The sequence below is a fragment of the Halospeciosus flavus genome, assembly GCF_029814175.1.
In the GTDB taxonomy this organism is placed as follows: domain Archaea; phylum Halobacteriota; class Halobacteria; order Halobacteriales; family Halobacteriaceae; genus Halospeciosus; species Halospeciosus flavus.
The window spans coordinates 2,731,131-2,757,863 of record NZ_CP122312.1; the positions used below are offsets into that span (position 1 = coordinate 2,731,131).

Consider the following 26,733-nt stretch of genomic DNA (forward strand, 5'->3'; position numbering starts at 1 on the left):
GGGACGGCAAAGACCTTTGGAAAACCCCACTCCCTCACCCGGCGAGCGCAACCTACAGATACCGCTCGCGCACACACCGACGTATGCTCACCGTCGACGACCGCGAGCGCGTCCGCGTCCTCACCCTCGACCGACCCGAACGCCGGAACGCACTCACCCCCGAGTTGCTCGACGACCTCGCCGCCGCCGTCGCGGACGCACCCACGCCGGTCGTCCTCCTCCGCGGTGCGGGGAGCGCCTTCTGCGCCGGCGCGGACTTCGGCGTCGTCGACGACCTCGACCGCGAGTCGGCCCGCAGGTTCGCCCGCCGGGGGCAGCGGACGATGAACGCCATCGAGGACGCCGACGCCGTGGTCGTCGCGGGTGTCGACGGGGCCGCGCGCGGCGGTGGCGTCGAACTCGCCCTGGCCTGTGACGTCCGGGTCGCCACACCCGACGCGACGTTCGCGGAGACCGGTGTCTCACTCGGCCTGTTCGGTGCGTGGGGCGGCACCCGCCGCCTGCCCCGCGCCGTCGGCGAGACCGTCGCGCTCGATCTCTCGCTCACCGGACGGGTCGTCGACGCCGCCGAGGCCCGCGAGGTGGGACTCGTCTCGCAGGTCGTCGAGGATCCCACGAGCGTCGCCGAGGCCGTCGCGGCGAACGACGCGGGCGCGCTCCCCCGGCTCAAGCGACTCGTGCGCGAGGACGGGTCGCGGGCCGAGCAGGAACGCCGCGAGGCCGACGCCTTCGCCGACCTCGTCGACGCACGAAACGACTGATCAGAACAGCGGTTCGGGCGCGGGCGGCGTGTGGCGTTTGTGTTCGCTCTTCGCGTTCAGTTCGACGACGCGTTCGACGGTCTCGACGCTGGTCTCGCAGATGCGCGCGGTCGCGGTGGTCGAGAGGTGGCCGTCGATCCGCAGGGCGACGATGGCGTCGAGCGTGTCGTAGTCGACGCCGATCTCTTCTTCGTCGGTCTGGCCGGCCCACAGCCCCGCGGTCGGGGTCTTGGAGACGAGTTCCTCGGCGACGCCGAGGTGCGCGGCGAGTTGGCGGACCTGCTGTTTGTAGAGGTTGCCGATGGGGTGGCAGTCGACCGCGCCGTCGCCGTACTTCGTGAAGTAGCCCGTGGCGGCTTCGGTGCGGTTGCCCGTCCCGAGGACGAGGCCGTTCTCGTGGTTGGCGACGAGGTAGTTGAGGACCGCACGGGTCCGTGCACGTGCGTTTCCGACGGCCATCCGGTCGTCCTCGGCTTCGGGGTAGGCGTCGAGGAGTCGGTCGACGATGGGGTTGATCTCGAGGACGTCGTACTCGATCTGTAGTTCCTCGGCGACGCGCTCGGCGTCGCTCATGTTCTCGGAGTCGCTGACCTCACCCGGCAGGACGAGACCGTGGACGGCGTCGGGGCCGAGTTCCCCGACGGCGAGGTGGGCGACGAGCGTGCTGTCGATCCCGCCGGAGAGTCCCAGTACGACGCGGTCGACGCCGGCGGTCTCCACCTGTTGGCGGACGAACGCCTGTACGTGCTCCCGTTCGGCTTCGAGTTCCTCCTCGGAGAACCGGAGGTCGATCGGAGAGATCTCCGCCTGCGTCTCGGGTTGGTCCATGGTCGGCGGTTCGCCGGCATCGCTCAAAAATCCTCCCGCCCGGACGGAGGACTACTCGACGTCGGGGACGTGGCCGTCTTCGGAGAGGACCTCGTCGTGTGCGGCGTGGCGCTTCGCGAGGTCGACGTACACCGCGCCGGCGTTCGCCCACTCGGAGTCTTCGACCTCCTTGCGGACCTCGGCGGGCGTTCCGGCGGCGAGCGTCGAGTCGGGAATCTCGGTTCCCTCGGTGACGACCGACCCCGCGCCGACGAGACTCTCCTCGCCGACGACGGCGTCGTCGAGGACGACCGCGTTCATCCCGACCATCGCCCGTCGTTTCACCTCCGCCGCGTGGACGATGGCCGAGTGCCCGATGGTCGCCCCCTCGCGGATCGTCGTCCCCTCGTGGCAGACGGCGTTGTCCTGGACGTTCGCGTCGCGCTCGACGACGATGGGACCGTCGTCGCCGCGGAGCGTGACGTTCGGCCAGACGTTCGCCTTCGGCCCGATGGTCACGTCGCCGATGACCGTGGCTTCGGGGTCGACGTACGCCGTCTCGTGGATGTCGGGCTCGACGCCCTCGAAACTCCGAATCATACCTCGGTGTGACGAGGCGACCACCTTGAAGCTACGGACCGGGCACTGTCGCCGCAACGTTTATTGTCACGTGTTACCTTACCACGATACGAGCGAGGTGGTGTCACAGTCAACCGACGTCTCCACTCCAGCGAGGTAGTACCGCATTCGACCACTCGACTTCGGCGGCACGACCCCTCTCGGGAGCGTTCGTCTTCTACTCGCGGCGACGGGAAGTAACTCGAAGAGAATGCAGATACACCGACCACTTCGACGTCGATAGTTCGAGAGGAACGTGGAGATGCACCGCCGGGGGTCGAACCCGGGCTACGTGCTTGGGAAGCTCGTGTCCTACCACTAGACGTCCGATGGACTCACTCCGTTCGTCCATCGACCCTCGCCTCGCTCCGCTCGGCTCGGCACCGGCGCTCGCGTCGCTCACACCGTTCGCCTCGGCGTCGATAGGTCGGGAGGAAAGTGGAGATGCACCGGCCGGGAGTTGAACCCGGGCTATGAGCTTGGGAAGCTCATGTCCTACCACTAGACCACCGGTGCACTGCGTTCGTGCACCTCTGCCTAATCGGTTCCGACACTTGAACGTAGCGTTTCGGTGGCCCGAAGCTACATCCGGCGGACCGGCGAACCACGACCCATGCGTCCACTTCGGCGACTTTCCGTCGACGCCGCGGAGGCACTGCTCGTCGCCGTCGTCCTGACGCTCACCCCACTCGCCGGACTCTTCGTCGCCGGCGTCGACGCGCTCCAACCGGTCGTGTTCCTCCTGTTCGCTGCCGTCGTCGCGCTCGCCGCCCTCGTGGTCGGTCGAGGGGTCACGTCGGTCACGCGCTCGCTCTGGAGCGAGGCGGAACTGACGCCACGACTGCTCGTCGTCGGGAGCGCCCACGCCGTCGAGATGGTCGCTGCGACCGTCTTCCTCGTGGCCCTCGGAACGCTGGTGTGGCTCCGCGCTGCCTTCGGTGTCCTCGCGCGTGGCGGTGAGGGGGCCGTCCTCGGACTCCTCGGGACGGTGGCTCTCGCGGGAATCGTCCTCGTGGGTTCGGTCGGTGGCCGACACCTGCTCGTGTGGCGCTGAGCCGCTACGCTTTTCGCGTCACCGACGTATCTGCGACCGTGAGCGACGACCCGACGACGGCCGCGCGTGACTACCTCCGAACGGACCACGGGGACCTCCTCGCCGCGGTCGACGCGTGTGCGGACGCCGTCGCCGACTCGTGGGACGGGGCGACCGTCGCGGACGGGTCGCGTGTGAGCGCGCCGCTTCGCGCGTGTCTCGACCGGGCCGGCGCGCTCGACGCGTTCCCGCGAGCGCTCGCAGGGGCCGTCGACGCCGCCGGTCGCGAACTCCAGGCGACGCCGGTCGCCGGACCACCATACGTCGTCGTGACGAGTCGGGGACCAGTCCTCCGGGCGACGCTCCCCGACGGCCGACTCGTCGTTCGGTTCGACGTCTTCCGCGTCACCGCGGGCAACGAGTACGCACGCGGGCCGTCCGGTGAGGACGCACTCGACGTCTCGCTCCGGTGACCTCGCACTCAGCGGACCGCGGGGAAGTCGTCCCGGTCGACCCACTCACGGAGCGACGCGGTCGCGTCGCGGTCGAAGCGGAGCGGCCGACGCCACCACGGTCCCTTCCCCAAGTCGGCCGACCACTCGGTGACGACGTGGTTGGCGTCGACGCCGCGCTCCCCGGAGAGTGGGACGGCCCGGTCGTAGAGCCTAGAGGCGTCGGGGTCGCCGTCGAGGAGGACCGCCGCGTCGAAGGACTCGCGCCGGTAGTGGGCGTTCTCGTGGAGGTGCTCGGGGACGTCCTCGCGGACCGGGTCCACCAGCGGGTCGCTCGCGAGGCGGAAGTGGCCGATCAGGTAGGCGCCCCACTCGGGCGTGAGCCACTCCGCGAACGACGCGTCGGCGTCGCTCCCGTCCTCCCGTCGCGCACACGAGAGCGTCGCGTAGAAGAACACGTAGTCGCCGGCGTCGAGGTCGGCGAGCGGTCGGGCCTTCACGCCGTGCGGGTCGCCGTAGGTGTACGACGAACAACGGGGATAGTCGGCGAACGAGGGGTCGAGGTGGACCGGTGTCTCCCGCAGGTCGTCCGGTATCGCGAGCGGGAGCCGTGGGGCGAGGTCGCCGTACGTCGGCGCCGCTGCGGGGTCGCGGATGGGTTCACTCTCGGGGATGGGGACGTAGGCGAACGACCCGTCCGGGAACACCGGTCCCCGGAAACCGGGTTGATTCGTGTTGGCTCCGACGTTGACGGCGACGGCACGTGGCACGCGTCCGGATTCGCGGGCGGCGGAGAAAAGCCGACGGGTTCAGTTCGGTGGCGTCCGCTCGCGGTCGAACTCGTCGAACTCCTCGGACTCGTCGAGGTCGAGGTCGAACTCGATCCGGCGCTGTTCGCGGCGGTCTTTCCCGCCCTGGTCGAGCGGTTCGGCGACGGACTCCCACCCGGGCTTGACGCGGACGCTCTTCGCGGGCGTCCCGACCGCGACGTGGTGGGCGGGGATGTCGCCCTGGACGATGGACTTCGCGCCGGCGAAGGCGTTCTCGCCGACGCGGACGCCCGCACGGATCATCGCGTCCTGGCCGACGCGCACGTCGTCTTCGAGTACCGTCCGGTAGTTCGACACCTTGGTCTGGTCGACGACGTCGTGGTCGTGGGTGTAGAGGTGGGCGTTGTCGGCGATGCTGACGCGGTCGCCGAGTTCCAGTTTCCCGCGGTCGTCGAGGTGGACGTCGTCGTGGACGACGACGTTGTCCCCCAGTTCGATGTTGTGGCCGTACGTCATCGAGACGCCCTTGAAGATGCGGAGTCCCTCACCTGCCTCGGCGAAGAGGTGGTTCGCGAGCATCTCGCGGAAGCGTAGGGCGAACTCGACGTTGTCCGCGAGCGGCGTGTTGTCGAACTGTCGCCAGAGCCACTGGAGGGGCTTCGACTCCTCGAACGCCTCCTCGTCTTTCTCGGCGTAGTACTCGCTCTCCAGGGTGACGTTGTGCGGGTCGTAGTTTCGCAGTCGTGCCTCCTCGGCGGCCGAGACGCTCGCACCGTTCTTCCACGACTCGTAGGCGTCGCGGTCGCCGTTGAGGTCGACGAGGACGTCCTCGACGACCTCGTAGGTGTCCTCGTCGCCCGAGAGTCGCTCGTCGACCTCGTCGACGAACGCGCGGAGTGTCGTCTCCGCCTCGTCGGGCAGCGAGACACGTTTCTTCGTCATTGGGATTCCTTTCACCCGCCGCCCCATATGGGTTTCCGTCCCTGCAGGCAGGGCCGGGTTCCGGTCGACCGACCCGCCGAAACACGGGTCCGGACCGATGTCGCTCGACGCACTCAAACCCCCTCTCTTCCGGTCGAACGTCGACGCAATCGTGCGATTACGCTCCACTTTCACCACTTTCACTCCGGTCTCCGCGACCGACCCAGTCGAGTACTCGAAGAGAGTTCGTTTCGCGTGTATATCGACGCGACAGCGCCCGAGACAGGTGTCGAATCAGTTGAACAGTTGTACAAGTGTTCAACTGTCCGGGGGCGAGTGCCGACCTACGCGAGGAAGACGTGGCGCGGTCGGTCCGCGAGCACGTCGCGGCCCCACGAGACGGTGTCGCGGAAGGCGTCGGAGCGGAAGAAGTCCATCGCGTCCTCCTTCGACTCCCAACGGCTGTCGATGAACAGTTCGTTCTCGTCGTCGCGGCGGGCGAGCAGGCGGGTCTCGCGGTGGCCCTCCATTCCTTCGAGGGCGTCGGTGACCTCGACGAACTTCTCGACGAACTCCTCGCGGTACTCGGGCTCGACGGTGTAGAACATGCCCATCGTCCCCCAGCCTTCCTCCGCCTCACCGGCGCGTCCGGTCACGCCGGGGAGGTCGGCGAGGAAGCCCGCGGCCGTGTCGGCGGCGCTCTCGGTCTCCCACAGCGAGACGACGGCGGCCGGTCCCTCGCCGGCGACGGGTTCGTAGACGGCGGTTTCGACGTGTGTGTCGTAGTGGTCGAAGCTCTCGGTGAGTCCTTCGACCTCGGTCTCGAGTTCGTCGACGTCGGCCTCGGAGTAGAGACCGACGGCGAAGACGTCCTCGCCGTGGGGTTGGCCGGCGTAGACGTCGAGGTCCGCGAGTTCCTCGCGGAGACTCTCCTCGCCGTCCTCGGATTCCTGGTCTTCGCCTCCGCTCTCGCCGTGGCCGTGGTGGTGGCCGCCCGACCCGCTCTCGCTCTCGCCGTGTCCGTGGGGGTGACCGTCCTCGCGTTCCTCGCTCTCCGGTGTGGGGACTTCCTCGCCGGTGAGGAAGGCGTCGAGGTCCGACGGCGGGAAGCGACGGCCGACGAGGAACTCGCCGAACTCGCCGTACTTCGAGGACCCCTCGTCGAAGCGCATCTCGTAGACGATGTCCTTCAGGTGGACCGGGTCCTCGCTGAAGAGGGTGACCCCCCACTCCCAGTTGTCGAGGCCGAGCGACGAGGAGATGATCTGCTGGACCTTCCCGCCGTACTGCCGGCCGGTGTCGCCGTGTTCGGCCATCAACTCGGCGCGCTCCTCGAAGGGGAGGGTGTACCAGTTGTACTCGGGGTCGCGGCGCTTCGACATCGGGTAGAAGGAGACGTAGGCGTCGTCGGGGAGCGAGGGTTCGAGTTTCCCCTCGATGTAGCGACGGAGGCCCTCGTCGACCTCCTCGGGGTTCTCGAAGTACTCGTCGGAGACGTACCCCGAGACCTCGGTGACGGAGACGTAGGAGTTCGTCTGCTCGGTGAACTCGGCGAACGCGGTCCCCTCGAAGGAGCGCTCGATGCGATTCAGGTCGTCGAGCGTCGGTCGGAGGTGGAGGAACAGGAGGTCGGCCTCGTGGCCGAGGATGGAGAAGACGGCGGAGTCGCCTTCGTCGGCGTCCGCGACGGCCTCGCGGTGCTGGAGGAAACTCTCGCCTGCTTCGAGCGCGTGTGCCCGCTCGTGTTCGGGGGAGTCGCGCCACGCGTCCCAGTCGACGCTCCGGAAGTCGTGGAGAACGTACCAACCCTCGGCGGTCTGTGGGGCTTCGACCATGTTGTGTGGGGGTTGGAGAGACGGTGTGAAGTGTCTTTCCGGTTCGCGCCGAGACCGGTCACGTCGAACCGACGCCGGCGAGCAACCCGGTGAGCCACCCGGCGAGCACCAGGAGGACCGCCGCGAAGCAGAGCGCGATTCGACGTCGTGGGTCCTCGTCGAATCGTGCGGCTAGTGACACGAAGGACGTACCGACGGTCGAGCGTGGACTCGACCGCCGAGGAAGAGTGCAGACGGAGCGTCCGCGTGTCCGACGGCGCAGCGGAGTGGGGAGGCGGCGACGTCGGACGGGAGTGTCAGGCTCGGCGCCCGTCGAACCGGGGGAGCGGGACGACGGGGGTTCGACACGGCCGGCGTGGGGGAGGAGGGCCGCGTCGGCGTCGTGAGAGTGTCAGAGGGGTCTGCCGTGAGTGTCAGTCCGGGAACTCAGGGACCGAGCGAGCCACAACCCCAGACGGCCAGCGTGGACTGGACCTGGGAGAGCGCGACAGCGCTCGTGAAGAGCGCGCCGACGGCTTTCGGGTGCTGTGCGACCGCGTTCTGCAGGGCCTTGCGAGCCATCTCATTTCATACAATGAACCGTGTAATAAAATAAGTTACGACCAAATAGATGTGAAAATAAGTCGGGCGGGGCGATGCGGACTACTCGAAGTCGGTGTAGCGGGGTTCGTCGTGGGCACCCGGGAACTCCTCGACGGGGACCTGGACCTGGTCGCCAGTGTCCATGTCCTTGACCGTCACGTTACCCTCTTCGAGGTCGCGTTCACCGACGATGACCACCGTCTCGGCGTTGATGGAGTCGGCGTAGTCGAGTTGGCCGCCGAACGAGCGGCCGGCCACGTCGGACTCGACGGTGTGTCCCTCGGCACGGAGTTCACGGGCGATGTCGGCGGCGACGTCGCGGGTGTCACCGACGGTGAGCACGTAGTAGTCGGTGCGGAGTTCCTCTTCGGGCCAGACGCCCGCGCGCTGGAGGAGTAGCGGGAGCGTCGAGTGACCGGGTGCGACGCCTACGGCGGGCGTCGGCTGCCCGCCGAAGGACTCGATGAGGTCGTCGTAGCGGCCGCCGCCGAAGACGGAGCGACCCACCTCACCAGTGGAGTCGAAGCACTCGAAGACGACGCCCGTGTAGTAGTCGAGTCCGCGGGCGGTCGTCAGCGAGACCGTACAGAACTCGCGGACGCCGAAGTCCTCCGTGGCCGCGAGGACGTCGCGGAGATTGGTGACGGCGGCCTCGACGTCCTCGCCGCCGAACTCGACGAGTTCGTCGAGGTCGTCCTCGCTCGACTGGAGGAGGTCGTCGAACTGGGCGGCCTGGTCGTAGGAGAGGCCCGCGTCGTGGAGCAGGTCGTGGTACTCGGCCTCGGAGACTTTTTGACTCTTATCGACGGCGCGGATGGCCTGTTTCGTGTCCACGTCGGCGTCGAAGGAACCGAGCAGCGAACTGAGGATGTCGCGGTGAGAGACGCGGAACTCGAAGTCCTCTCCCGAGAGACCCATGTCGGTGAGCGCGTCGCCCACGACGGCGAGCACCTCGGCGTCGGCCTCCGGTTCCGAGGAACCGAAGATGTCGACGTTCGTCTGGTAGAACTCGCGGAAGCGCCCGCTCTGGGGTTCCTCGTAGCGCCAGAACGGCCGCGTCGAGTACCACTTGATGGGCTTGGAGAGTTCCTGTTGCTTGGCGACGACCATCCGTGCGACCGTCGGCGTGAGCTCGGGCGTCATCGCCACGTCGCGGCCGCCCTGGTCGGTGAACGCGTAGAGTTCGTCGACGATCTCCTCGCCGCTCTTGTCGACGTACATCTCGGTGCGTTCGAGGGCGGGCGTGCCCACCTCGCGGAAGCCGTAGCGCTGTGCGGCGGACTCCAGCGTGTCGATGGTCTCGCGCCGGGCCCGCATCTCGCCGGGGTAGAAGTCGCGGAACCCCTTCAGGCGTTCGTACATAGTCCGGGATTCGGCCACGTCGCGCTTCAATCTGTTCGTTCGTACGTTCGAACGAACGGTCGCCTACGCCTAGAGCGCGATGAGTCCGACCCCACAGACGGTGAGGACGGCGGCGGCGAGTCGGATTCCGGGGCGCTCTTCGCGCAGGAAGACGGCGCCGAGGAGGACGGCGACGACGGCCTGTCCGTTGACGACGGCGGCGGCGACGCTCGCCGAGGTCAGCGAGAACGCCAGCGTCGTGACGTGCTCGCCGAGCGCGACTCCCGCGCCCGCGACGACGAACTTCCACGGGTCGTCGAGACCCTCCTCCGGCCACGCCCGGAACGCGAGGGGCGCGACGAGGACACCGATCCCGGTGAGGAACAGCGGGACCCACAGCGTCGGCGGGATGCCCACCGACTGGAGCGCGACCCGCTTGCCGAGGTCCGACACCGCGTAGCCGGCCGCGCTCAACAGCGCGAACTGCGCCGCGCGCGAGGTGGTGACGCGTTGGAACGGCACCAGCAGGCCGCCACCCTCGTAGTTCGCCAGGTAGACCGCCACCGTGACGACGAGGATACCGAGAATCTCGACCGGACGGAGTGCCGTCTGGAACAGGAGGAGTTCGAGCGGGAGGACGAACGCCGGGACGACCTTGCTGATGGGCGCGACGTACGACACCTCGCCGGCACCGAGCGCGCGCAAGAAGAGCAGGAAGGCGGCGGCACCCGAGACGATGGTGAGCGCGACGGACCCGAGCGCGGCGGGCGGGGCCGTGGCCAGTTCGCCCGCCGCGGCGACCGGCGACCCGACGTAGAGGGCGATGGGGAGGTACCACGCGACGGCGCAGGTGTTCACGACGAGCGTCAGGACCGCGCCGGGGACGGCGCCGAAGAAGCGTTTCAGGCCGAAGAGGTAACATCCCCAGACGAGGGCGGCGAGGAGGGCGTAGCTGATTCCGTCGGCGAGCACGCTCGAACGGTCACCGAGGGCGGAGAAGAAGTGTCCGGTTTCGTCTCGGGTGTCGGCCTACTGCAGGCCGGTCACGCGCGTCTGCGTGTGGTCCGGGAAGACCGCGCGGACCTGTTCGTCGCCGTGTTCCTCGCGGATGAGCGCGCGGAGTTCGGTCTCGTAGTCGGCCTTCGGAATCTCCTCGCTCGGACCGGACTCGACGTGGAGGGTCTCCTCGACGAGTCGGTCGATGGCGCCGCGGCCGAACCCGGTCAGCGGCGAGAGGTAGTCGACGTCGTGGCGGTCCTCCAGACTCTGCGCCTGCGCGCGGGACACCGTGGGGACGCGGTCGTCCCGGCGCGTCCCGTCGGCGACGGCGTCGAAGCCCGCTTCCGCGACGGCTTCGAGCGCGTGTTCGTGGACGTGCTGGATGCCGTTTCGCGGGTAGCCGTCGTCGAGCATACGCTCGACGGCCGCCTCCGCGACGTCCCGGTCGAGGTCTACTCGCTCGAAGGCGAATCCGACGTCGGCGGCGGTCTCGCGGGCGTGTTCCCAGTCGTCGGTCACGCCGAACTGGGCGGTGACGAGCGTGACGTCGTAGAAGCGTTCGAGGACGAGTGCGGCGAGTGTGGAGTCCTTCCCACCGCTGTAGAGTAACCCCAGGTCCATCCGACGTTCAGCGCCGCTGGATGTCGAAGCTCTTGGACTCGGGTTTCAGCTCCTTCAGGAGCTTCTTCATCTGCTCTTCGTCGATCTGGTCCTGGATGCGGCCGCTCTGGGCGAGCGCGAGGACCTGCTGTTCGACGCGCTCGGCGAAGTCGGGCTTGCTCATCCGGACGGAGTTGAGTCGCTTGCGGGCCCCGTCGGAGAGGTGCTGACGGAGCATCGCCTGCTTCTGCTGTTCGGCCTGCTGCTGGGCCTGCTCTTGGGCCTGGCGCTGTGCCTCGCCCTGTCCCTGGCCCTGGCCCTGCTGTTCTTTGAGCTGTTCCATCTTCTTCTGTCGAATCTCGTCGAGGCGGTCCTCGTCGGGGTTCTCGCTCATGTTGGTGTATTGTACTCGCCCTGGCAGAAAAAGCTTTACTCGACGACGTCTCGCGGTTCGGCGTCGACGGTCTCTCGGCCGTGGAGACGGGTCGCTGTTCGGCGGAAAACGGTCGACAAAAGTGGGTGTACGGTACCGGCGCGCGAGGCGCGTCGGGTGGAGTTACGCGTAGCGCTCGAGTTCGGGGCGGTCGAGCTGCTGGAGGACGTCACCGGCGGTGTCGTCGAGGAGACTGCGGCCCTCGGCGGAGGCGACGCGACCTTCGCTGCCCTTCTCCTCGACGAGCCCTTCCTCCTCGAGCTGCTGGAGGATGGTCCGGATGACGTTCTTGGAACCGTCGACCTTCTTGTCGGGGGAGACCTTGTAGCGGTTGGAACCGCGCTTCGTGTTGCCGTACTCCGTGGAGAGGCTCTCGACGCCGACGGGACCGTCGACGGCGACCTTGCGGAGGAGACTGGCGGCACGCTTGTACCAGAAGTCGTCCTGCTCGGGCGGGAGTTCCTTGTCCTGACCGGTCTTCGCGAATTGGGCCCAGTCGGGTTCCTCGACACGGTCCGCGAGCACGTCGGCGAGCTCGTCGAGGAGCTCGTCCGTGGGTGCGTCGTAGAGGGTTGCCATGGGCGCGTTTTCACGTCCCCGCTGTATAAACGCGTCGTTAGCTCTTCCCGCGTATGGGGCCGTCTCTCACTCCTCGGACGTCCGCCACGGCACGTCCGGCCCTTCGAGGACGGCGGCGGCGATGCCGCCGAGGAGCGTCGAGAGCCAGTAGGTCCCCCCGCGGTAGACGATGGCCGCCGAGGTCGCGGTGGCGGCGGTGATGCCCGTCGTCGGGACCAACAGGAGGACGATGGCCGTCTCGACGCCGCCCGCCCCTCCCGGCAGCGGGAGGATGCTCGCGATGGTCGCGACCGGGACGACGATGAAGACGATGAACACCGGAATACCGTTCCCCGGGACGAGTGCCCGCAGCGAGAAGTAGAGGGCGAGACACATGAACAGCCACCCGAGGGCGGAGCAGAGGACGGCCGTCGCGAGGTCCTCGCGCTTCTGGCCGACCCGTTCGACGGCGCCGAAGAAGGCCCCGACGCGGCCGCGAATCGCCTTCCGCGTGGGCGAGGGGACGCCCGGAACGACGCCGCCGAGCGTGGCGAACGTCGGCGCGAGAACGCGAGCGATGCCGTGTTTGACCGCCTCGCGGTTCGTCCAGAGGAGGTAGCCGAGAATCGGGATGCCCACGGCGAGCGTCCCGACGATGCCCGCGACGAGGAGGATGCTGTCGCCGACGGCGAACATCGTCACGTAGTAGGCCATCCCGATGGTCGCGAGGGCGATGGAGGGGATGAAGTTGAGCGTGTCGACGCTCGCGATGGCCGCGAGTCCGGTCTCGTACTTCGAGTCGGTCGCCCGGGAGATGAGCAGCGCGCTGAACGGTTCGCCGCCGGCCTGACCGAACGGCGTGATGTTGTTGGCGAACGCCGCGCTCGCGTAGAGGAGGATCGCCTTCGGGACGCTCGTCCGCACGTCGAGCGAGTCGAGGACCTGGCGGAGCGTCAGTCCCCACGACCCCAGCCAGCAGAGGCCCGCACCGACGATGAGGAGCAGTGATTGCGCGCTGAGGAGCGCGAGCGCCTGCCGTATCTGTGCGAACCCGACGAACCAGAGCAGGGCACCCAAGACGGCCGCCGCTCCGAGAAATCCGAGGGCGACGCCACGCGAGTCGAACTCCATTCAGTCGCCGGGACGGGACCCGGCGGCCTAAAGCCTCCGACCGACGCCGAACGGGTCGCCACTCACCGCCAATCCCCGATGCTTTATTCGGGCCGGTCGAAACACTCGACTATGGACGAGCGGGCGGCACTCCGATTGGTGGGTGGTCTCGTCGACGCGGCGGGCGACGACGCGGCCGTCGTCGACGGGACGGTCCTCACCATCGACATGCTCCACGAGCGGACCGACTTCCCTACCGGCACCACCCGGTACACGGCGGGGTGGCGGGCCGTCGGGGCCTCTCTCTCCGACGTCGCCGCGATGGGCGCCGAGGCGACGGCCGCGGTCGGAGTCTACGGTGCGCCCGCGTTCGACCCCGACGACCTCGAACAGTTCGTCGCGGGCGCGAGTGAGGTCTGCGACCACGTCGACGCCACGTACGTCGGAGGCGACCTCGACGACACGGAGGAGTTCACCGTCGCGACGGCCGCCGTCGGCGAGACGGACGAAGCAGTCACTCGCGACGGTGCCCGTCCGGGTGACGTCCTCTGCGTGACCGGGACCCTCGGGCGCACGGCCGCCGCACTCGACTACTTCGCGGCCGGCGACCTCGAACGCGCCAACGCCCTCTTTCGTTTCACCCCGCGCGTGGCCGCGGGCGTCGCCCTACGCGAGCACGCGACCGCGATGATGGACTCCAGCGACGGCCTCGCCCGGTCGGTCCACCAACTCGCCGAGGCGAGTGAGTGCGGATTCGTCCTCGACGGCGAGGCGGTGCCGGTCGCCCCGGAACTCCGCGAGACCGCCGACGAGACCGAGGCGTTCGACCGCGCGCTCACCACCGGCGAGGACTTCGAACTCGTCTGTACGCTCCCCGAGGACGTCGTCGAGACCGTCCGGGACGAACTGGACGTCTCGCTCCACGTCGTCGGAACGGTGATTGCGGACAGAGAGCGGGTCACCCTCGACGGGGAACCGCTCCCCGACGTCGGGTACACCCACTGACTCTCGCCGTCAGACGATAATCTCGATGGGGACCGGGACGAACGCCAGCACTCCCAGCAGGAAGGTGAACACGCCGACGGCCACCCGCTTCCGGTCGAGCGGCGAGTCGTCGACCGGTCGGACGGACCCGGCGTTCACGAGGAACACCGCGATGAGTCCCCAGACGACCCACAGCGTCGCCGCGTTCCCGGCGTCGAGGACGTAGTAGACGTAGCCCGCGAGTGCGAACAGCAGTCCGGGGACGACGGGGGCGAACCGTTCGTGGGTCTCGCCGACCATCGCGCGGAGCATGTGGCCGCCGTCGAGTTGTCCCACGGGGATGAGGTTGAGGAACGTCACGAACATCCCGACCCACGCCCCGATGACGACGGGGTTGACGACGAGCGAGGGGTCGTTGGGGTAGCGCAGCGGTTCGCCGAGGAGCCACGCGATGCCCTTCAGCAGGATCGGGTAATGGAAGACGATCTCCATCGTCTGCTCGGGCGGGGCGTTCAACACCCACTCGGGAACCGTCACGGGCGGGAGTTTCAGGCCGACGACGGTGACGACGAGCGTGGCCGCCAACCCGGCGAGCGGGCCGGCGACGCCGATGTCGAAGAGCGCCTTCCGGTCGGGCATCTGCCCGCGCATCTTGATGATGGCGCCCATCGTCCCGATGAGCGTCGGCACGGGGATGAAGTAGGGGAGACTCGCCCGGACCCCGTAGTAGCGACTCGCGACGTAGTGGCCCATCTCGTGGACGCCGAGCACTCCGAGGACGGCCAGCGTGAACGGGAGCGCCTGAACGATGGCCGGCGAGGTGAGGTCCTGCACGTAGTACCACCCCGCGCCCGCGAACAGCGTCGAGAGGACGGTCAACCCGAAGAGGAGGACGTTCGTCCACGGGACCCCGTCGACGCCGAGGTCGAGGGGTTCGGCGACGAGGACGAGTTCGCCCATCCGGCGGTCGAGTGAGACCTCGTACCCCCGTTCGCGGAAGAGGGGCCACACCGTCCGAACGAGGCGCTCCTGACCGGCACGTGGGTCGCCGAAGTAGAGTACCTCCTCGTCCTCTCGGCGGACCTCGTAGACGTCGAACACCGACGCGAACGACCGCGGCGCGGGCGCGTCGTCGGGGATGTCGGCCGACATTACTCCTCGATAGGTGACGGAGCGGCTAAAACCCACGGTCGGCGGTCGAGAGACGCGAGAAAGCGGGGCGGGCGAGTCGGTCGTCGGGCGATACGGAGGGGACCGAGGGCGGCGGTCGGGGTGGCGACGGCGAACGCGGGGTCAGTTCGCCGAGACGCGCCACGTGGTCGCGCTGGTGTACGACCACTTCTCGATCTCGAGGTCGGTCGCCGAGTCGCGGAGCTTCACCATCAGGGCGCCGATCTCCTTCGCGGAGAGACCGACCTCGTCGGCGATGAACTTACTCTTGAAGTAGAGTTCGCCGTCGTCGGCCTTCTCGCGGAGGTAGTCGAGCAGGCGGCGTTCCTTGGACTCGCGCTCGGGCTCGGTGGAGGGGTCTAGGGTGGCGCTCATGGGTTTGTCGCCTCACTCGTCCGTATGGCCCGAGGGGTGTTATAAAGGCAGGAACGTTAGGGATGTTTTGCGTCTCTTCGGACGACGGATTCGTTTCACGGTCGCGTCGGGACGTTTCACGAACCTTCGAGAAACGTTTAGACGTTTTATCGACTCCTTAGATCGATTCGATTCGTCTCGCGGACGGGTGGCGGTCGCCGGTCACTCGGACCGGTCGTGGACCCAGAATTCGTCCTCGACGGTGACCTCCTTCTTGAACAGCGGTACCTCGTCCTTCAGGCGGTTGATGCCGTCCTCGACCGTCTCGAACGCCTCGCCGCGGTGGCCCGCGAGGACGACGACGAAGACGATGTCCTCGCCGTACTCGACGACTCCCGTCCGGTGATGCATGACGACTTCGTGGACGCCGTCGCGCTCCGTCAACTCCCGTTCGATGGCGGTCATCCGCTCGTCGGCGACGCCCTCGTACTTCTCGAAGGAGAGCGCGGTCGTCCGGGCGTCGTCCGGTTCGTCCTTGGCGCGGACCCGGCCGGTGAACGTCGCGATGGCCCCGGCGTACTCCGCCTCCGGGGAGCGTTTCGCCTCGGCGACGAGCGACGCCAGCGTCTCGCGCGGTTCGGTGTCGTGGAGTGCGTCGACGAGCGCCTCCACGTCGAGTGCCGCCGGTTCCAGGGCGGCGCGGAGTGGTTCCTCGACGTCGACGTCTTGCCCGACAGCGACGTGGGGAACGCGGGCCTCCTCGAACCCGACGACGAGGGCGTAGTCGTGGTCCGGCGCGAGTTCGTCGAGGACGTCGTCGAGGCCGTGGCCGGTTCCGCTGGCGGTCCAGGTGGTCCCGTCGACGGTGTAGGTCGTTCGGTCCGGTGTCGAGACGTCGCCGGCCCGGACGACGGCGACCGACCCCTCGTCGGCGAACCGGTCGGCGAGTCGGTCGACGAGCGGGTCGACGGCGACGTCGGTTCCAGTCGAGATACCGAGCACGTACATGCCCGGAAGGAGGAAAGCGCCGGGTTTGGCAGTTTCGCCTCTACCGGGCCGTCGCCTCCATCGCGTCGAGGACGAGTCCGAGTCCACCGAGAACACCCAGGATGGCGGCGAGGAGGAGGACGTGCTGGACCCCGCCACCGAGCGACGTGAGGCCGTCGCCGGCCGCGCGCCCGCCAGCGATGGCGGCCGTGAGGAGGGCGACGCCACCACCGAATCGAGCCAGTTGGAGGTCTCCACGCCCGAACGATGGCTGTCCCGCGACCGCGAGCGCGCCGACCAGGACGAGGACGCCAAGGAACGCTTCGAGCATCTTATTTCCAAATATATTCTACAAGAAAATAAATCCGTGGGCCACGCCAGAGCGACGCCGGGGGCGGAGTTGGCAACCCTTAAGAGTGCAACACGGCTAATCCGGCCCAAGAATGCGCGTTGTGGTTTCCATCGGGGGGAGCGTGCTGGCGCCGGACCTCCGACACGAACGGGTCGAACAGCACGCGGCCGCTATCGAGCACCTGGTCGAGGAAGGGTGCGACGTCGGGGCCGTCGTTGGGGGTGGCGGCGTCGCCCGCGAGTACATCGAGACCGCGCGCTCGTTGGGCGCGAACGAGATTCAACTCGACGACATCGGGATCGACGTGACACGGCTGAACGCCCGCCTGCTCATCGCGGCGCTGGGCGCTCCCGCCGCCCCGAGTCCCGCGGAGGACTACGAGGAGGCCGGCGAGGCGATGCGCCGCGGCGACGTCGCGGTCATGGGAGGCGTCACGGCCGGCCAGACCACCGACGCCGTCAGCGCCGCGCTCGCCGAGTACACCGACGCCGACCTGCTCGTCTACGCCACGAGCGTCCCCGGCGTGTTCAGCGCCGACCCGAACGAGACCGCCGAGGCCGAGCGCTTCGACCAGATGACCGCCTCGGAACTCGTCGACGTCATCGCGGACATCGAGATGGCCGCGGGGTCGTCCGCGCCGGTCGACCTGCTGGCCGCGAAACTCATCGAGCGCTCCGAGGTCCGGACCATCGTCCTCGACGGCACCGAACCGCAGAACATCGTCGACGCGGTCCTCCACGGCGAACACGACGGGACGGACATCCTCCCCGAGGGCGAGGACGGCGAGATGAGCTACTGGGTCCAGCAATGAGCGACGCCGAGGAACTCGACGAGTACGACCCGTACCTGCTGAGTGAGGGTGAAGGCGAGTACGCCTTCTGGGCCGACCGCATCGCCGACCGCGTCCTCGACCGCGACCCCGAGGAACCCATCGTCATCAAGGGCGGCATCTCCCCGTCCGGAGTCCCTCACCTCGGCAACATGAACGAGTTGATGCGGGGCTACTTCGTCGCCGAAGTCCTCCGCGAGCGCGGCTACGACGTCCGCCAGATCTTCACCGCCGACGACCGCGACCCCCTGCGCGGTCTCCCCCGCAAACTCGCCGACCTCGACGGCGAGATCGTCGACCTCGGGGACGTGAACGCCGGTGCCCTCGGACGCAACCTCGGGAAGCCGTACACGGACATCCCCGACCCGTTCGACTGCTGTGACTCCTACGGCGCACACTTCACCAACCTCATCGAGCGGAGCGCCGACCTCCTCGGCGTGCCGGTCGAGACGGTCTCCAACACCGAACTCTACGAGGACGGCGACCTGGAGGACGTGACGGCGTACCTCCTCGACCACGTCGAGCAGGCCCGGGACGTCCTCTCGAAGTACCAGGAGAAGGTCGACGAGGACTACGTCCCGTTCCGCCCCATCTGCGAGGAGTGCGGGAAGGTGACCGAGACGGTCACGGACTACGACGCCGAGGCGGGCACGGTCGACTACGTCTGCACCGACATGGAGGCCGGTGACCAGACCATCGAGGGCTGTGGCCACGAAGGGACGGTCTCGCTCCGCGAGGGCAAACTGCCGTGGCGCTTCGAGTGGCCCGCGCAGTGGACGGTCCTCGGCGTGGACTTCGAGCCGTTCGGCAAGGACCACGCCGAGGGGTCGTGGCCCTCCGGCGTCGACATCTCGCTGAACGTCCTCGACGAGGAACCGCCCGTCCCGATGGTGTACGAGTGGTTCACCCTCGACGGGAAGCCGTTCTCGTCCTCGAAGGGGAACGTCGTCCTCGTCGGCGACGTCCTCGACCTGGTCGAACTCCCGGTCCTGCGCTACTTCTTCGCGAAGGACCCGAGCAAGGCCCGCGACTTCAGCGTCCAGAACCTCGACCAACTCGTCGACGAGTTCGACCGCCTCGAACGCGTCTACTTCGGCGAGGTCGACGCGAGCGAACAGGAGACCGCGTTCGCCGAGCGCGTCTACCCGTTCCTCGTCGACGAGGTGCGCGAGGAGCGCATCCGCCTCCCCTACACGTTCGCCGCGGTGCTGGGCATGACCGACGACCCCGACCTCCGCGAGGAGATCGCCCGCCGCGAGGGGCACATCCCCGAAGACGCCCCCGAGTGGGCCGTCGAGCAGGCGCTCGACCGCGTCGAACTCGCGCGCAACTGGGCGCGCCGCACGGAGAACGCCTACAACTACGACCTGAAGCGCACGGAGATGCCCGACGTGGACTTCGACGAGGACACCCGGGCGGCCCTCGACGAACTCGCGGACTTCGTCGAGACCCACGACGACCCCGAGGCGATCCAGGGCGAGATTTACGAGATCGCCAAGCGCCACGACGTCGACGTCGGCGACTTCTTCGGCGCGGGCTACCGCCTCTTCTTCGACGAGGACCAGGGACCGAAACTCGGTCCCTTCCTCGCGAAACTCGACGACGAGTTCGTCGTTCGACGCCTCCGCCGCGAGGGGTGACGACCGCGCGGGGCTACACACGTAGCCCCCGGTCTCTGGAGTACCGATACACGTAGCCACCACGCCCACCCGCGCTCCGCCCTTTCGTTCGAACACCGCCGAGCAGTCGTCGACGCCACTCTGGGGGGAGTGCTCGCTGTCCGCTGTTCCGGCGGCCCATCGGAACCGCTTTTCCAGACGATACCTGCGAGTCCCACGAACGAAACCGCTTTCTGAGCGACGCCCGACGATGCGGACGATGGATACCTGGACGTGGGTCCTGCTCGGTATCGGGCTCTACTGGTTGCTACTCGTGTTCCTCCGGCAGTCGGGCGTCCTCCCCTCGTCGGTGGGGACGATGGGACCGCTGGTGACGCTCCACACCCAGCGCGGGAAGGACTTCCTCGACTGGCTCGCCCGGCCGAAGCGAGCGTGGCGTGCCTACGCCAACTTCGGACTCGGCGGGGCGATGGTCGTCCTCGTGGGAGCGTTCCTCCTGCTCGTCGTCCAGGCGGTGAACGTGCTCGTCAACCCGCCGGCGCCGAGTGCGATCACCCAACCCCGGAACGTCCTCGTCATCCCCGGCGTCAACCAGTTCCTCCCGTTGGCGGTCGCCCCCGAGATCCTGTTCGGCCTCCTCGTCGGACTCGTCGTCCACGAGGGGGGCCACGGCATCCTCTGCCGTGTCGAGGACATCGACGTCGAGTCGATGGGTGTCGTCCTCCTCGCGGTGCTCCCCGTCGGCGCGTTCGTCGAACCCGACGAGGAGAGCCAGCAGGCGGCCGACCGCGGGAGTCGCTCCCGGATGTTCGCCGCGGGCGTCACCAACAACTTCCTGATCACGGCGCTCGCACTCGCGCTCCTGTTCGGTCCCGTCACCGGTTCGATCGCCGTCGCTCCCGGTGCACACGTCGGGAGCACCCTCCCCGGGTCCCCGGCCGCCGACGCCGGAATCGAGAAGGGCGACCGTCTCGTCGCCGTCGCCGGCCACGACATCCAGAGCAACGAAGACCTCCGCGACACGCTCCTGAACGTCTCCGACCGGACCGTCTCGGTCGAACTCGCCAGCGGGCGGACGACGACCGTCACCCGGTCACTGCTGGTCACTGGCGTCGTCCAGAAGACGTCGCCGCTGGCCGCGATTCCGGTGAACCAGTCCGACCCGACCACCATCGTCGCGGTGAACGGGACGGAAGTCCACACCGAACCCGCGCTCCGCGACGCCGTCCGCGACCGACCGGTCGCCACGCTCCGGACCGCCGACGGCCAGACCGTGACCGCACCGATGGGTGCGCTCGTCGTCACCGTCCCCGACTCGCCGTTCGCGACGCAGACCGACCTCGGCGCGAACACGCACCTCGTCCTCACGCGGGTGAACGGGGAGCGCGTGCTCGGTCCGGAGGACGTCACCGCGGCACTCGACGGGACCGAACCCGGCCAGCAGGTCTCGCTCGTCGGCTACGTCGACGGTGAGCGTCGGACGTTCTCCGTCTCGCTCGGCGACCGCTCCGGCGACCAGGGCGGGTTCCTCGGCGTCCAGGCGTACCCCGGACTCAGCGGGATGAGCGTCACCGACTTCGGCGTCGAGTTCTACCCCGCCGAGACGTTCCTCGACATGCTCGGCGGCGACGGTGGCGGGAACTTCGCGCAGAACGTCTTCCAGGTGCTCGTGTTGCCGTTCATCGGCGTCGTCGCCGGCCTCCCGTTCAACTTCGCCGGCTTCGTCGCGCCGTGGACCAACTTCTTCGTCGTCGAGGGGCCGCTCGCGCCGCTCGGCGGGTTCGTCTTCATCCTCGCGAACCTCCTGTTCTGGACGGGGTGGGTCAACCTCAACCTCGGTTTCTTCAACTGCATCCCCGCCTTCCCGCTCGACGGCGGCCACCTCCTCCGGATGTCGGCGGAGGGTGTCGTCTCGCGACTCCCCATCGAGGACCGGCGACAGGCGGTCCGGACGGTCACCACCAGCGTCGGCCTGTTGATGCTCGTCAGCCTCCTGTTGATGGTGTTCGGACCGGAACTCCTCAACTGACGTCGAGACCCAACCGTTCGTAGAACGCCTCGGGGGTCTCGTCGATCCGTTCGAACTCACCGAAGTCCCGTTCGTGGTGTCTGACGAGTTGTTCGACGATCCACGTCGAGAACTCCTCGTCGAACTGCCACCCTTCCTCCGGGTTCTCCACCGCGAAGCGGCCGTCGATGGCGAGCGTGACGTACACGTGGTAGAAACCGAGGATGACGTCGGCGAACTCGCGGGCCGTCCCACCGACTTCGCCGCGCTTCGCGTCGAGTTCGTCGTGGCCGGCGTCGGTGAGTTCGAAGTACTTGCGGTCGGGTTCGTCCGCTCGCTCGATACGGCGGGCGTACCCCTCGTCTTCGAACTTGTAGAGGATGGGGTAGACCGACCCGTAGGAGGGTTCCCAGTGACCGCCGCTCAACTCCTCGATCTCCTTGAGTATCTCGTAGCCGTACCGGGGCTTCTCCGCGAGGAGTTCGAGAACGAGGTAGGAGACGAGACCTTTCGGCGGGCCGCTCTTTCGCATCGTCTGCGTTGTTTCCGGGGGTGTGGGAAAGCGTTTCGATTGGGGAGAGATAGCGTGGCACTGGTGTGGCCGGAACCGCGGAGTTAACGCCCATCGCCCCGAACCTGTCGGCGAATGCGCGCGTTCCGCGTCGCCTACGACGGCCGGCCGTACTACGGTTTCCAGCGACAGCCCTCGGTTCCGACGGTCGAGGGCGTGCTCTTCGACGCGCTCCGCGCCCTCGACGTCCTCGCGGCCGACGACGAGAAACCGCCGGGGTACGCCGCCGCCGGCCGGACCGACGCCGGCGTGTCGGCGGTCCGCCAGACGGTCGCCTTCGAAGCACCCGACTGGCTCTCCCCACGAGCGTTCAACTCACAACTCCCCGCACACGTCCGGGTGTGGGCGAGCGCCGACGTCCCGGCGGACTTCCACGCGACGCACCACGCCCGCTCGCGCACGTACGTCTACCACCTCTACGGTCCCGACCTCGACGACGACCGCGTCCACGACGCGTGTGACCGCCTCCGCGGACGTCACGACTTCCACAACCTCACGCCGGACGAGCGCAACACCGTCCGTGACCTCGCCGTCGACGTCGAACGCGACGGCGACTACGTCGTCCTGACACTCCGGGCGGGCGGCTTCTGTCGGGAACTCGTCCGACGAATCGTCTCGCTCGTCGACGCCGTCGGTGCCGGAACCTCGCCCGTCGACAAGGTCGACCGCGTCCTCGGCCCCGAACCGGTCTCGGGACCCGAGGGCGTCCCGCCCGCGCCGGCACACCCGCTCGTCCTCGCCGACGCCGACTACGACGTCGACTTCGAACCCGACGCCCAGGCGGTCGCGTCGACGCGAGAGATATTCGAGGAGAAACACGTCGAGTGGCGAACCCGAAGCAGGGTCGCCGACGAAGTCGTGTCGCGGACCGATACCTAACCCACTAGGAGGTAGCTACTTCGATAGGTGGGTCGTCGGTACTCTCGCCGGCAGGCGCGACGCCTCTCGCGAGCACCGAGGCACAGCCACTCTCTCGCTCGCGTCGCCGTCAGTCCCAGGTCTCGGGCCAGATGTCCGCGGCCTGCATCCCCGGTTCGAACCCTCGGCCCTCCAGTCCCGCCCGCAAGTCGTGTTCGTCCACTCGTGGCACCTCACGCCGCGAGAGTTCGAGCACGAGCAGGGCGGTCAACATCGCGTGTTCTCGGAGGTTTCGGCCGTCGGCCTTGTCCCTGGTGTCGGCGTGCGTGTGTCCCCAGCCACGTCCACGTTCGGGGGTGACGCTGTGGAGTTGTACCGCGGGGACCCCCCGCCGGAGGAAGGGCCAGTGGTCGCTGAACGGGTGGAGGTTCGACTCGACCGCGACCGGTCGGTTCGTCGCCTCCGAGACGGCGTCGAGCGGTTCCTCGAAGGCGTCGTTGCCGTGTGTGAACGCCCGTAGCGTCCGGTAGCGTCCGGCCCCGTCGGCGTTGACGACGGCCTTCACGTTCCGGAGGTCGAGTTTCTCCGCGAGCGCGTCCGACCCCAACAGCCCGACTTCCTCCGAGCCGACACCCGCCACGCGGACGCGACAGTCGAGTTCGTCTTCGACGTCGGCGAGGAGGCGGGCGGCGGCCACGGCAGTCGTGATGCCACAACCGTTGTCCAGCGCGCCCTCCGCGATGTCGTGGGCGTCGTGGTGGGCGACGAGGACGATCTCTTCGTCGGTGCTGTCGCCGTCGGGACCGAAGACGCCGTGGGCGTTGTGACTCTCGCCCCGTTCGGTCCGGGCGTCGACCTCGATGGCGACACGACCGCCGCGCTCGGCGTACTCCCGGAGCCACTCGCCGGTCTCGTGAGAGACGCCGACGCCGGGGATGGCGGCCTCCTGGTCGAAGCGGAGCGACCCCGTCGGCGGGTGTTGGCCCTCTTTGTGGTTGGCGAAGACGAACGCCTCCGCGCCCGCAGCGGCGGCGTGCCCGAACTTCTCCATCCGGTGGAGGAACCGGTCGAGCGAGCGCGGCGACTCGGTCGTCGCGAGCGCGACCTTCCCGGCGACCTCGGCGTCGTCTATCTCCGCGGGTGTCCCGTGGCCCACGTCGACGAGTTCGGCGGTTACGTCGCCCTGCGGGCAGTACGGGAGGGCGATGGCCTCGAAGGAGCGCTCGACGGGGTCGGTGACGGCCAGTCGCGTGTCGCCGCGTGTCCACACCTGTATCGGGAACGAGTCGAGCGTCACGTCGCGAGCGCCCGCGTCGCGGAGGGCGTCGGCGACGAGTTCGGCCGACCGGAGTTCGCCGGGGTGGCCGGCCATTCGGCTCCCGAGTTCGGTCAACTCGGTCAGGAAGGTCCAGGGGAAGTCGTCGGCCCAGGCTCGCCCGAGCGCGCGTCGGAGGTCGTCCGAGAGGTCCATGTCGGGCCGTCGTCCGGCGGCGTGAAAAGTACTGTCCGATTCAGTAGTCCCGCCAGAGCGCGTAGAGACCGTACGCCCCGCCGACGAGGACACCGGTCAGGTGGGCGTAGCGACCGACGTCGCCGGTCGGGTAGAGGAAGTCGCCGAGCAGCGTCGCGGGGATGGCGACCGTGCCCACGACCAGCAGCACGACGGAGGGGTTGTGGGCGAGGGAGACGACGCCCTCGCGGAACGACGAGGGGTACCAGTCCCTGAAGAACCGGCGGGCCGGGACTGCCGTGACGGTCGCGTACGTCGCGACGGCGAGGACGCCACCGCTCGACCCGATGGTGAGGACGCGCGCCTTCAGTAGCCGAGACGTCACGAAGGACTCGACGCAGAGCGCGACGTAGGCGACGAGCAGGAAGAAGAGGACGTAGCGGTGACGTGGCTCGTGTCGCTCGACCTGCCACCCGAACAGTCCGAGGATCGCGAGGTTCTCGAGGAGGTGTGCGGTCGTCCGGTGGGAGACCGAGGCGAACGGCGACCAGAGGGTCAACCACTCGGACGTAAGGTAGAACAGCCGTTGGTACTGCGGCGTCGGCGCGGCGGCGTACACCGGCATCTCGACCAGGAAGAACCAACTCAGGAGGAAGACACAGAGGACCGTCGTCGCCCACGAACGCAGGAGGCATTCGCAGGTCCCCTCGACGCTCGCGAACGTCGAACGGCGTCCGTTCCTGTTCGCCATCGTCGGCAGTTCGCCCGTCGACGCCAAGAGAGATTGTCAGGATTTCGTAGGCGTTCGTTCAACACGCTTAGACACTCAACTGAGTCGATACGACTGGTGTGGCGATTGGTACCACTGAATATTGATACGTCGGCTACCCGTGTGCCTATTCGCGAACACTTAACCACGATTGTCCGTTCCGTACACCCATGAGCAGTGTCCCCGAACGCGAGGAGATCCCCGAGGAGTACCGGTGGGACCTCGAGAGCGTCTACGCGACGGACGAGGACTGGGAGCACGCCTACGAGCGTGCCGAGTCGAAGGTCGAGGAACTGGCCCGCTACGAGGACGCGGACCTCTCCGACGGCGAGACCCTCCTCGAAGTGCTCGAACTCCGCGACGAGGTGATGCGCCTCGTCTCGAAGGTGTCCTCCTACGCGAGTATGCGTTCGGACGAGGACCTCCGCGACCAGCACTACCAGGCGCTCTCCGCGCGGGCGAGTTCGCTCGTGTCGGAGGCGTCGAGTGCGGCGAGTTTCATCGACCCCGCCGTCCAGTCGCTCTCCCGCGACGAACTGGAGGAGACGATCGAGGAGACCGACGGGCTGGAGGTGTACGACCACTACCTCGACGACGTCATCCGGATGAAGGACCACACCCGCTCGGCGGAGGTCGAGGCGCTCCTCTCGGACCTCGGCGAGGTCCTGGGCGCGCCCTCCGACACCTACGGGAAACTGACGAACGCCGACCTCACCTTCCCGACCGTCGAGAGACCCGACGGCGAGGCGGTCGAGATCACCCAGTCGAACTTCACGAAACTCCTCAAACACGAGGACCGCGAGTTCCGCGAGGAGGTGTACGACGCCTACTACGGGACGCTCTCGGACGTCCGGAACACCGTCGGCACCACCCTGAAGCACAGTGTGAAGACCGACGTGAAACTCGCCCGCGCCCGCGACTACGACTCGGCCCGCGAGGCCGCCCTCGACGGCCCGAACATCCCCGTCGAGGTGTACGACAACCTCGTCGACACCGTCGAGGCCAACGTCGACGTCCTCCACCGCCACGCCGACCTGAAGCGCGAGGCGCTCGACGTCGACACGCTGGAGATGTGGGACCTCTACATGCCGCTCGTCGGCGACGAGAAGCCCGAAGTCGACTACGAGGAGGCCAAAGACCACATCGTCGAGGCGGTCGCCCCCCTCGGCGAGGACTACCAGCAGCGCGTCGCGCAGGGGTTGGAGGACCGCTGGGTCGACGTCTACGAGAGTCGCGGGAAGCGTTCGGGAGCGTACTCCGGCGGCGCCTACGACACCCAGCCGTTCATCCTGATGAACTACCAGGAGGACATCGAGTCGATGTTCACCCTGGCCCACGAACTCGGCCACTCGCTGCACTCACAACTCACCAGCGAGCACCAGCCGTACGTCTACTCGAACTACGAGATCTTCGTGGCCGAGGTCGCCTCGACGGTGAACGAGACGCTCCTCACCCACCACCTCCTGGAGACGGTCGAGGACGAGACGTTCCGCCGCCACGTCCTCAACGAGTACCTCGAACGGTTCCGCTCGACGCTGTTCCGCCAGACCCTCTTCGCGGACTTCGAACACCGCGTCCACGAACTCGCCGAAGAGGGCGAGGCGCTCACGCCCGACGTCTTCGACGAGACCTACCGCGACCGCAAGGAACTCTACTACGAACCGGCGAACGTCGACGACACCATCGCCCGCGAGTGGATGCGTATCCCCCACTTCTACTACAATTTCTACGTGTACCAGTACGCGACCGGCATCTCCGCCGCCGTCGCGCTCGTCCAGGACATCCTCGACGAGGGCGAACCGGCGGCCGAGCGCTACGTCGACTTCCTGCAGTCGGGGGCGACCGACTACCCGCTCGAGCTCCTCCGGAGTGCCGGCGTCGACATGCGCTCGCCCGAACCGGTCGAGCGCGCCATCGAGGTGTACGACGACTACCTCGACGAGATGAACGCCCTCCTCTGAC

Annotated in this window: 29 protein-coding genes and 1 tRNA gene; 9 read left to right on the plus strand and 21 right to left on the minus strand. The window is 68.0% G+C overall.

All coding sequences use genetic code 11. The annotated features are described in order from the left end of the window. Nucleotides 1–83 precede the first annotated feature (83 nt). Complete coding sequence (locus P0Y33_RS14410; RefSeq protein ID WP_279528083.1) at nucleotides 84–761, plus strand: enoyl-CoA hydratase/isomerase family protein; 678 nt, start codon at nucleotides 84–86, stop codon at nucleotides 759–761. Here P0Y33_RS14410 and P0Y33_RS14415 read toward each other — a convergent pair whose 3' ends face one another. The 3 genes from P0Y33_RS14415 to P0Y33_RS14425 form a co-directional block, all read right to left on the minus strand. Then, the gene (locus tag P0Y33_RS14415) at nucleotides 762–1,589 is read right to left on the minus strand and encodes an NAD+ synthase (protein WP_279528084.1); all 828 of its coding nucleotides are present in this window, start codon (nucleotides 1,587–1,589) and stop codon (nucleotides 762–764) included. Nucleotides 1,590–1,640: 51 nt separating this feature from the next. After that, nucleotides 1,641–2,168 (minus strand): gamma carbonic anhydrase family protein, encoded by a 528-nt coding sequence (locus P0Y33_RS14420; protein ID WP_279528085.1) that lies wholly within the window; start codon nucleotides 2,166–2,168, stop codon nucleotides 1,641–1,643. 463 nt (nucleotides 2,169–2,631) lie between these two features. Further along, nucleotides 2,632–2,702: transfer RNA gene (locus P0Y33_RS14425), tRNA-Gly, on the minus strand. A gap of 97 nt (nucleotides 2,703–2,799) precedes the next feature. Between P0Y33_RS14425 and P0Y33_RS14430 the strand changes: the two genes are divergently transcribed. Next, nucleotides 2,800–3,240, plus strand: a complete 441-nt coding sequence (locus P0Y33_RS14430) for a hypothetical protein (RefSeq protein WP_279528086.1) — start codon at nucleotides 2,800–2,802, stop codon at nucleotides 3,238–3,240. Nucleotides 3,241–3,278: 38 nt separating this feature from the next. Beyond that, the gene (locus P0Y33_RS14435; protein ID WP_279528087.1) at nucleotides 3,279–3,692 is read left to right on the plus strand and encodes a hypothetical protein; all 414 of its coding nucleotides are present in this window, start codon (nucleotides 3,279–3,281) and stop codon (nucleotides 3,690–3,692) included. A gap of 8 nt (nucleotides 3,693–3,700) precedes the next feature. On the opposite strand, the gene P0Y33_RS14440 is transcribed toward P0Y33_RS14435, so the two are convergent. From P0Y33_RS14440 to P0Y33_RS14490, 11 genes are all read right to left on the minus strand, one after another. After that, nucleotides 3,701–4,441 (minus strand): Nmad3 family putative nucleotide modification protein, encoded by a 741-nt coding sequence (locus P0Y33_RS14440; protein WP_279528088.1) that lies wholly within the window; start codon nucleotides 4,439–4,441, stop codon nucleotides 3,701–3,703. 39 nt (nucleotides 4,442–4,480) lie between these two features. Next, nucleotides 4,481–5,383, minus strand: coding sequence for an acyltransferase (locus P0Y33_RS14445; RefSeq protein WP_279528089.1), 903 nt, complete (start codon nucleotides 5,381–5,383; stop codon nucleotides 4,481–4,483). A 323-nt stretch (nucleotides 5,384–5,706) separates the two neighbouring features. Continuing rightward, nucleotides 5,707–7,197 carry a heme-binding protein gene (locus P0Y33_RS14450; protein ID WP_279528090.1) on the minus strand — a complete coding sequence of 497 codons (1,491 nt, stop codon included), beginning with the start codon at nucleotides 7,195–7,197 and terminating at the stop codon, nucleotides 5,707–5,709. A 58-nt stretch (nucleotides 7,198–7,255) separates the two neighbouring features. Beyond that, a complete protein-coding gene (locus P0Y33_RS14455) occupies nucleotides 7,256–7,378 on the minus strand; it encodes a hypothetical protein (RefSeq protein ID WP_279528091.1) in 123 nt (40 codons plus the stop codon). Between the two features lie 245 nt (nucleotides 7,379–7,623). Next, a complete protein-coding gene (locus tag P0Y33_RS14460; RefSeq protein ID WP_279527153.1) occupies nucleotides 7,624–7,758 on the minus strand; it encodes a DUF7503 family protein in 135 nt (44 codons plus the stop codon). Between the two features lie 81 nt (nucleotides 7,759–7,839). Further along, nucleotides 7,840–9,141: a histidine--tRNA ligase gene (gene hisS / locus P0Y33_RS14465; protein WP_279528092.1), complete on the minus strand. Its 1,302-nt coding sequence runs from the start codon at nucleotides 9,139–9,141 to the stop codon at nucleotides 7,840–7,842. 69 nt (nucleotides 9,142–9,210) lie between these two features. After that, complete coding sequence (locus P0Y33_RS14470) at nucleotides 9,211–10,092, minus strand: EamA family transporter (protein ID WP_279528093.1); 882 nt, start codon at nucleotides 10,090–10,092, stop codon at nucleotides 9,211–9,213. Between the two features lie 57 nt (nucleotides 10,093–10,149). Then, nucleotides 10,150–10,740, minus strand: coding sequence for a DUF7411 family protein (locus P0Y33_RS14475; protein ID WP_279528094.1), 591 nt, complete (start codon nucleotides 10,738–10,740; stop codon nucleotides 10,150–10,152). Nucleotides 10,741–10,747: 7 nt separating this feature from the next. Continuing rightward, a complete protein-coding gene (locus P0Y33_RS14480) occupies nucleotides 10,748–11,113 on the minus strand; it encodes a DNA-binding protein (protein ID WP_279528095.1) in 366 nt (121 codons plus the stop codon). A gap of 162 nt (nucleotides 11,114–11,275) precedes the next feature. Then, the gene (locus P0Y33_RS14485) at nucleotides 11,276–11,731 is read right to left on the minus strand and encodes a 30S ribosomal protein S19e (protein WP_279528096.1); all 456 of its coding nucleotides are present in this window, start codon (nucleotides 11,729–11,731) and stop codon (nucleotides 11,276–11,278) included. A gap of 66 nt (nucleotides 11,732–11,797) precedes the next feature. Further along, nucleotides 11,798–12,841: a lysylphosphatidylglycerol synthase transmembrane domain-containing protein gene (locus P0Y33_RS14490; protein WP_279528097.1), complete on the minus strand. Its 1,044-nt coding sequence runs from the start codon at nucleotides 12,839–12,841 to the stop codon at nucleotides 11,798–11,800. A gap of 111 nt (nucleotides 12,842–12,952) precedes the next feature. Here P0Y33_RS14490 and thiL point away from each other — a divergent pair, with 111 nt between their 5' ends. Beyond that, nucleotides 12,953–13,825 (plus strand): thiamine-phosphate kinase, encoded by an 873-nt coding sequence (gene thiL, locus P0Y33_RS14495; RefSeq protein ID WP_279528098.1) that lies wholly within the window; start codon nucleotides 12,953–12,955, stop codon nucleotides 13,823–13,825. Between the two features lie 9 nt (nucleotides 13,826–13,834). Here thiL and P0Y33_RS14500 read toward each other — a convergent pair whose 3' ends face one another. The 4 genes from P0Y33_RS14500 to P0Y33_RS14515 all read right to left on the minus strand — a co-directional run bounded on the left by P0Y33_RS14500 (nucleotide 13,835) and on the right by P0Y33_RS14515 (nucleotide 16,646). Continuing rightward, entirely contained in the window at nucleotides 13,835–14,956 is a 1,122-nt protein-coding gene (locus P0Y33_RS14500; RefSeq protein ID WP_279528099.1) for a site-2 protease family protein, read from the minus strand. A gap of 141 nt (nucleotides 14,957–15,097) precedes the next feature. Continuing rightward, nucleotides 15,098–15,349, minus strand: coding sequence for a DUF7123 family protein (locus tag P0Y33_RS14505; RefSeq protein ID WP_279528100.1), 252 nt, complete (start codon nucleotides 15,347–15,349; stop codon nucleotides 15,098–15,100). A gap of 201 nt (nucleotides 15,350–15,550) precedes the next feature. Next, nucleotides 15,551–16,336, minus strand: a complete 786-nt coding sequence (locus tag P0Y33_RS14510) for a molybdopterin synthase (RefSeq protein WP_279528101.1) — start codon at nucleotides 16,334–16,336, stop codon at nucleotides 15,551–15,553. Nucleotides 16,337–16,376: 40 nt separating this feature from the next. Then, the gene (locus tag P0Y33_RS14515) at nucleotides 16,377–16,646 is read right to left on the minus strand and encodes a hypothetical protein (RefSeq protein WP_279528102.1); all 270 of its coding nucleotides are present in this window, start codon (nucleotides 16,644–16,646) and stop codon (nucleotides 16,377–16,379) included. A 112-nt stretch (nucleotides 16,647–16,758) separates the two neighbouring features. Here P0Y33_RS14515 and pyrH point away from each other — a divergent pair, with 112 nt between their 5' ends. The 3 genes from pyrH to P0Y33_RS14530 all read left to right on the plus strand — a co-directional run bounded on the left by pyrH (nucleotide 16,759) and on the right by P0Y33_RS14530 (nucleotide 21,144). Continuing rightward, nucleotides 16,759–17,478 carry a UMP kinase gene (gene pyrH / locus P0Y33_RS14520; RefSeq protein ID WP_279528103.1) on the plus strand — a complete coding sequence of 240 codons (720 nt, stop codon included), beginning with the start codon at nucleotides 16,759–16,761 and terminating at the stop codon, nucleotides 17,476–17,478. Further along, complete coding sequence (gene lysS / locus P0Y33_RS14525) at nucleotides 17,475–19,136, plus strand: lysine--tRNA ligase (protein ID WP_279528104.1); 1,662 nt, start codon at nucleotides 17,475–17,477, stop codon at nucleotides 19,134–19,136. The genes pyrH and lysS overlap by 4 nt, the downstream gene beginning before the upstream one ends. A 238-nt stretch (nucleotides 19,137–19,374) precedes the next feature. Continuing rightward, nucleotides 19,375–21,144 carry a site-2 protease family protein gene (locus P0Y33_RS14530; protein WP_279528105.1) on the plus strand — a complete coding sequence of 590 codons (1,770 nt, stop codon included), beginning with the start codon at nucleotides 19,375–19,377 and terminating at the stop codon, nucleotides 21,142–21,144. Here P0Y33_RS14530 and P0Y33_RS14535 read toward each other — a convergent pair. Continuing rightward, complete coding sequence (locus P0Y33_RS14535; protein ID WP_279528106.1) at nucleotides 21,137–21,655, minus strand: PadR family transcriptional regulator; 519 nt, start codon at nucleotides 21,653–21,655, stop codon at nucleotides 21,137–21,139. The two genes, P0Y33_RS14530 and P0Y33_RS14535, sit on opposite strands and share 8 nt — an antisense overlap. Before the next feature lie 114 nt (nucleotides 21,656–21,769). On the opposite strand from P0Y33_RS14535, the gene truA reads away from it, so the two are divergent. Further along, nucleotides 21,770–22,573, plus strand: coding sequence for a tRNA pseudouridine(38-40) synthase TruA (truA, locus tag P0Y33_RS14540; protein ID WP_279528107.1), 804 nt, complete (start codon nucleotides 21,770–21,772; stop codon nucleotides 22,571–22,573). Nucleotides 22,574–22,682: 109 nt separating this feature from the next. On the opposite strand, the gene P0Y33_RS14545 is transcribed toward truA, so the two are convergent. Further along, the gene (locus P0Y33_RS14545) at nucleotides 22,683–24,023 is read right to left on the minus strand and encodes a M28 family metallopeptidase (RefSeq protein WP_279528108.1); all 1,341 of its coding nucleotides are present in this window, start codon (nucleotides 24,021–24,023) and stop codon (nucleotides 22,683–22,685) included. 40 nt (nucleotides 24,024–24,063) lie between these two features. Next, nucleotides 24,064–24,753, minus strand: a complete 690-nt coding sequence (locus P0Y33_RS14550; protein ID WP_279528109.1) for a rhomboid family intramembrane serine protease — start codon at nucleotides 24,751–24,753, stop codon at nucleotides 24,064–24,066. Nucleotides 24,754–24,941: 188 nt separating this feature from the next. On the opposite strand from P0Y33_RS14550, the gene pepF reads away from it, so the two are divergent. Continuing rightward, nucleotides 24,942–26,732: an oligoendopeptidase F gene (pepF, locus tag P0Y33_RS14555; RefSeq protein WP_279528110.1), complete on the plus strand. Its 1,791-nt coding sequence runs from the start codon at nucleotides 24,942–24,944 to the stop codon at nucleotides 26,730–26,732. Nucleotide 26,733 lies beyond the last annotated feature (1 nt).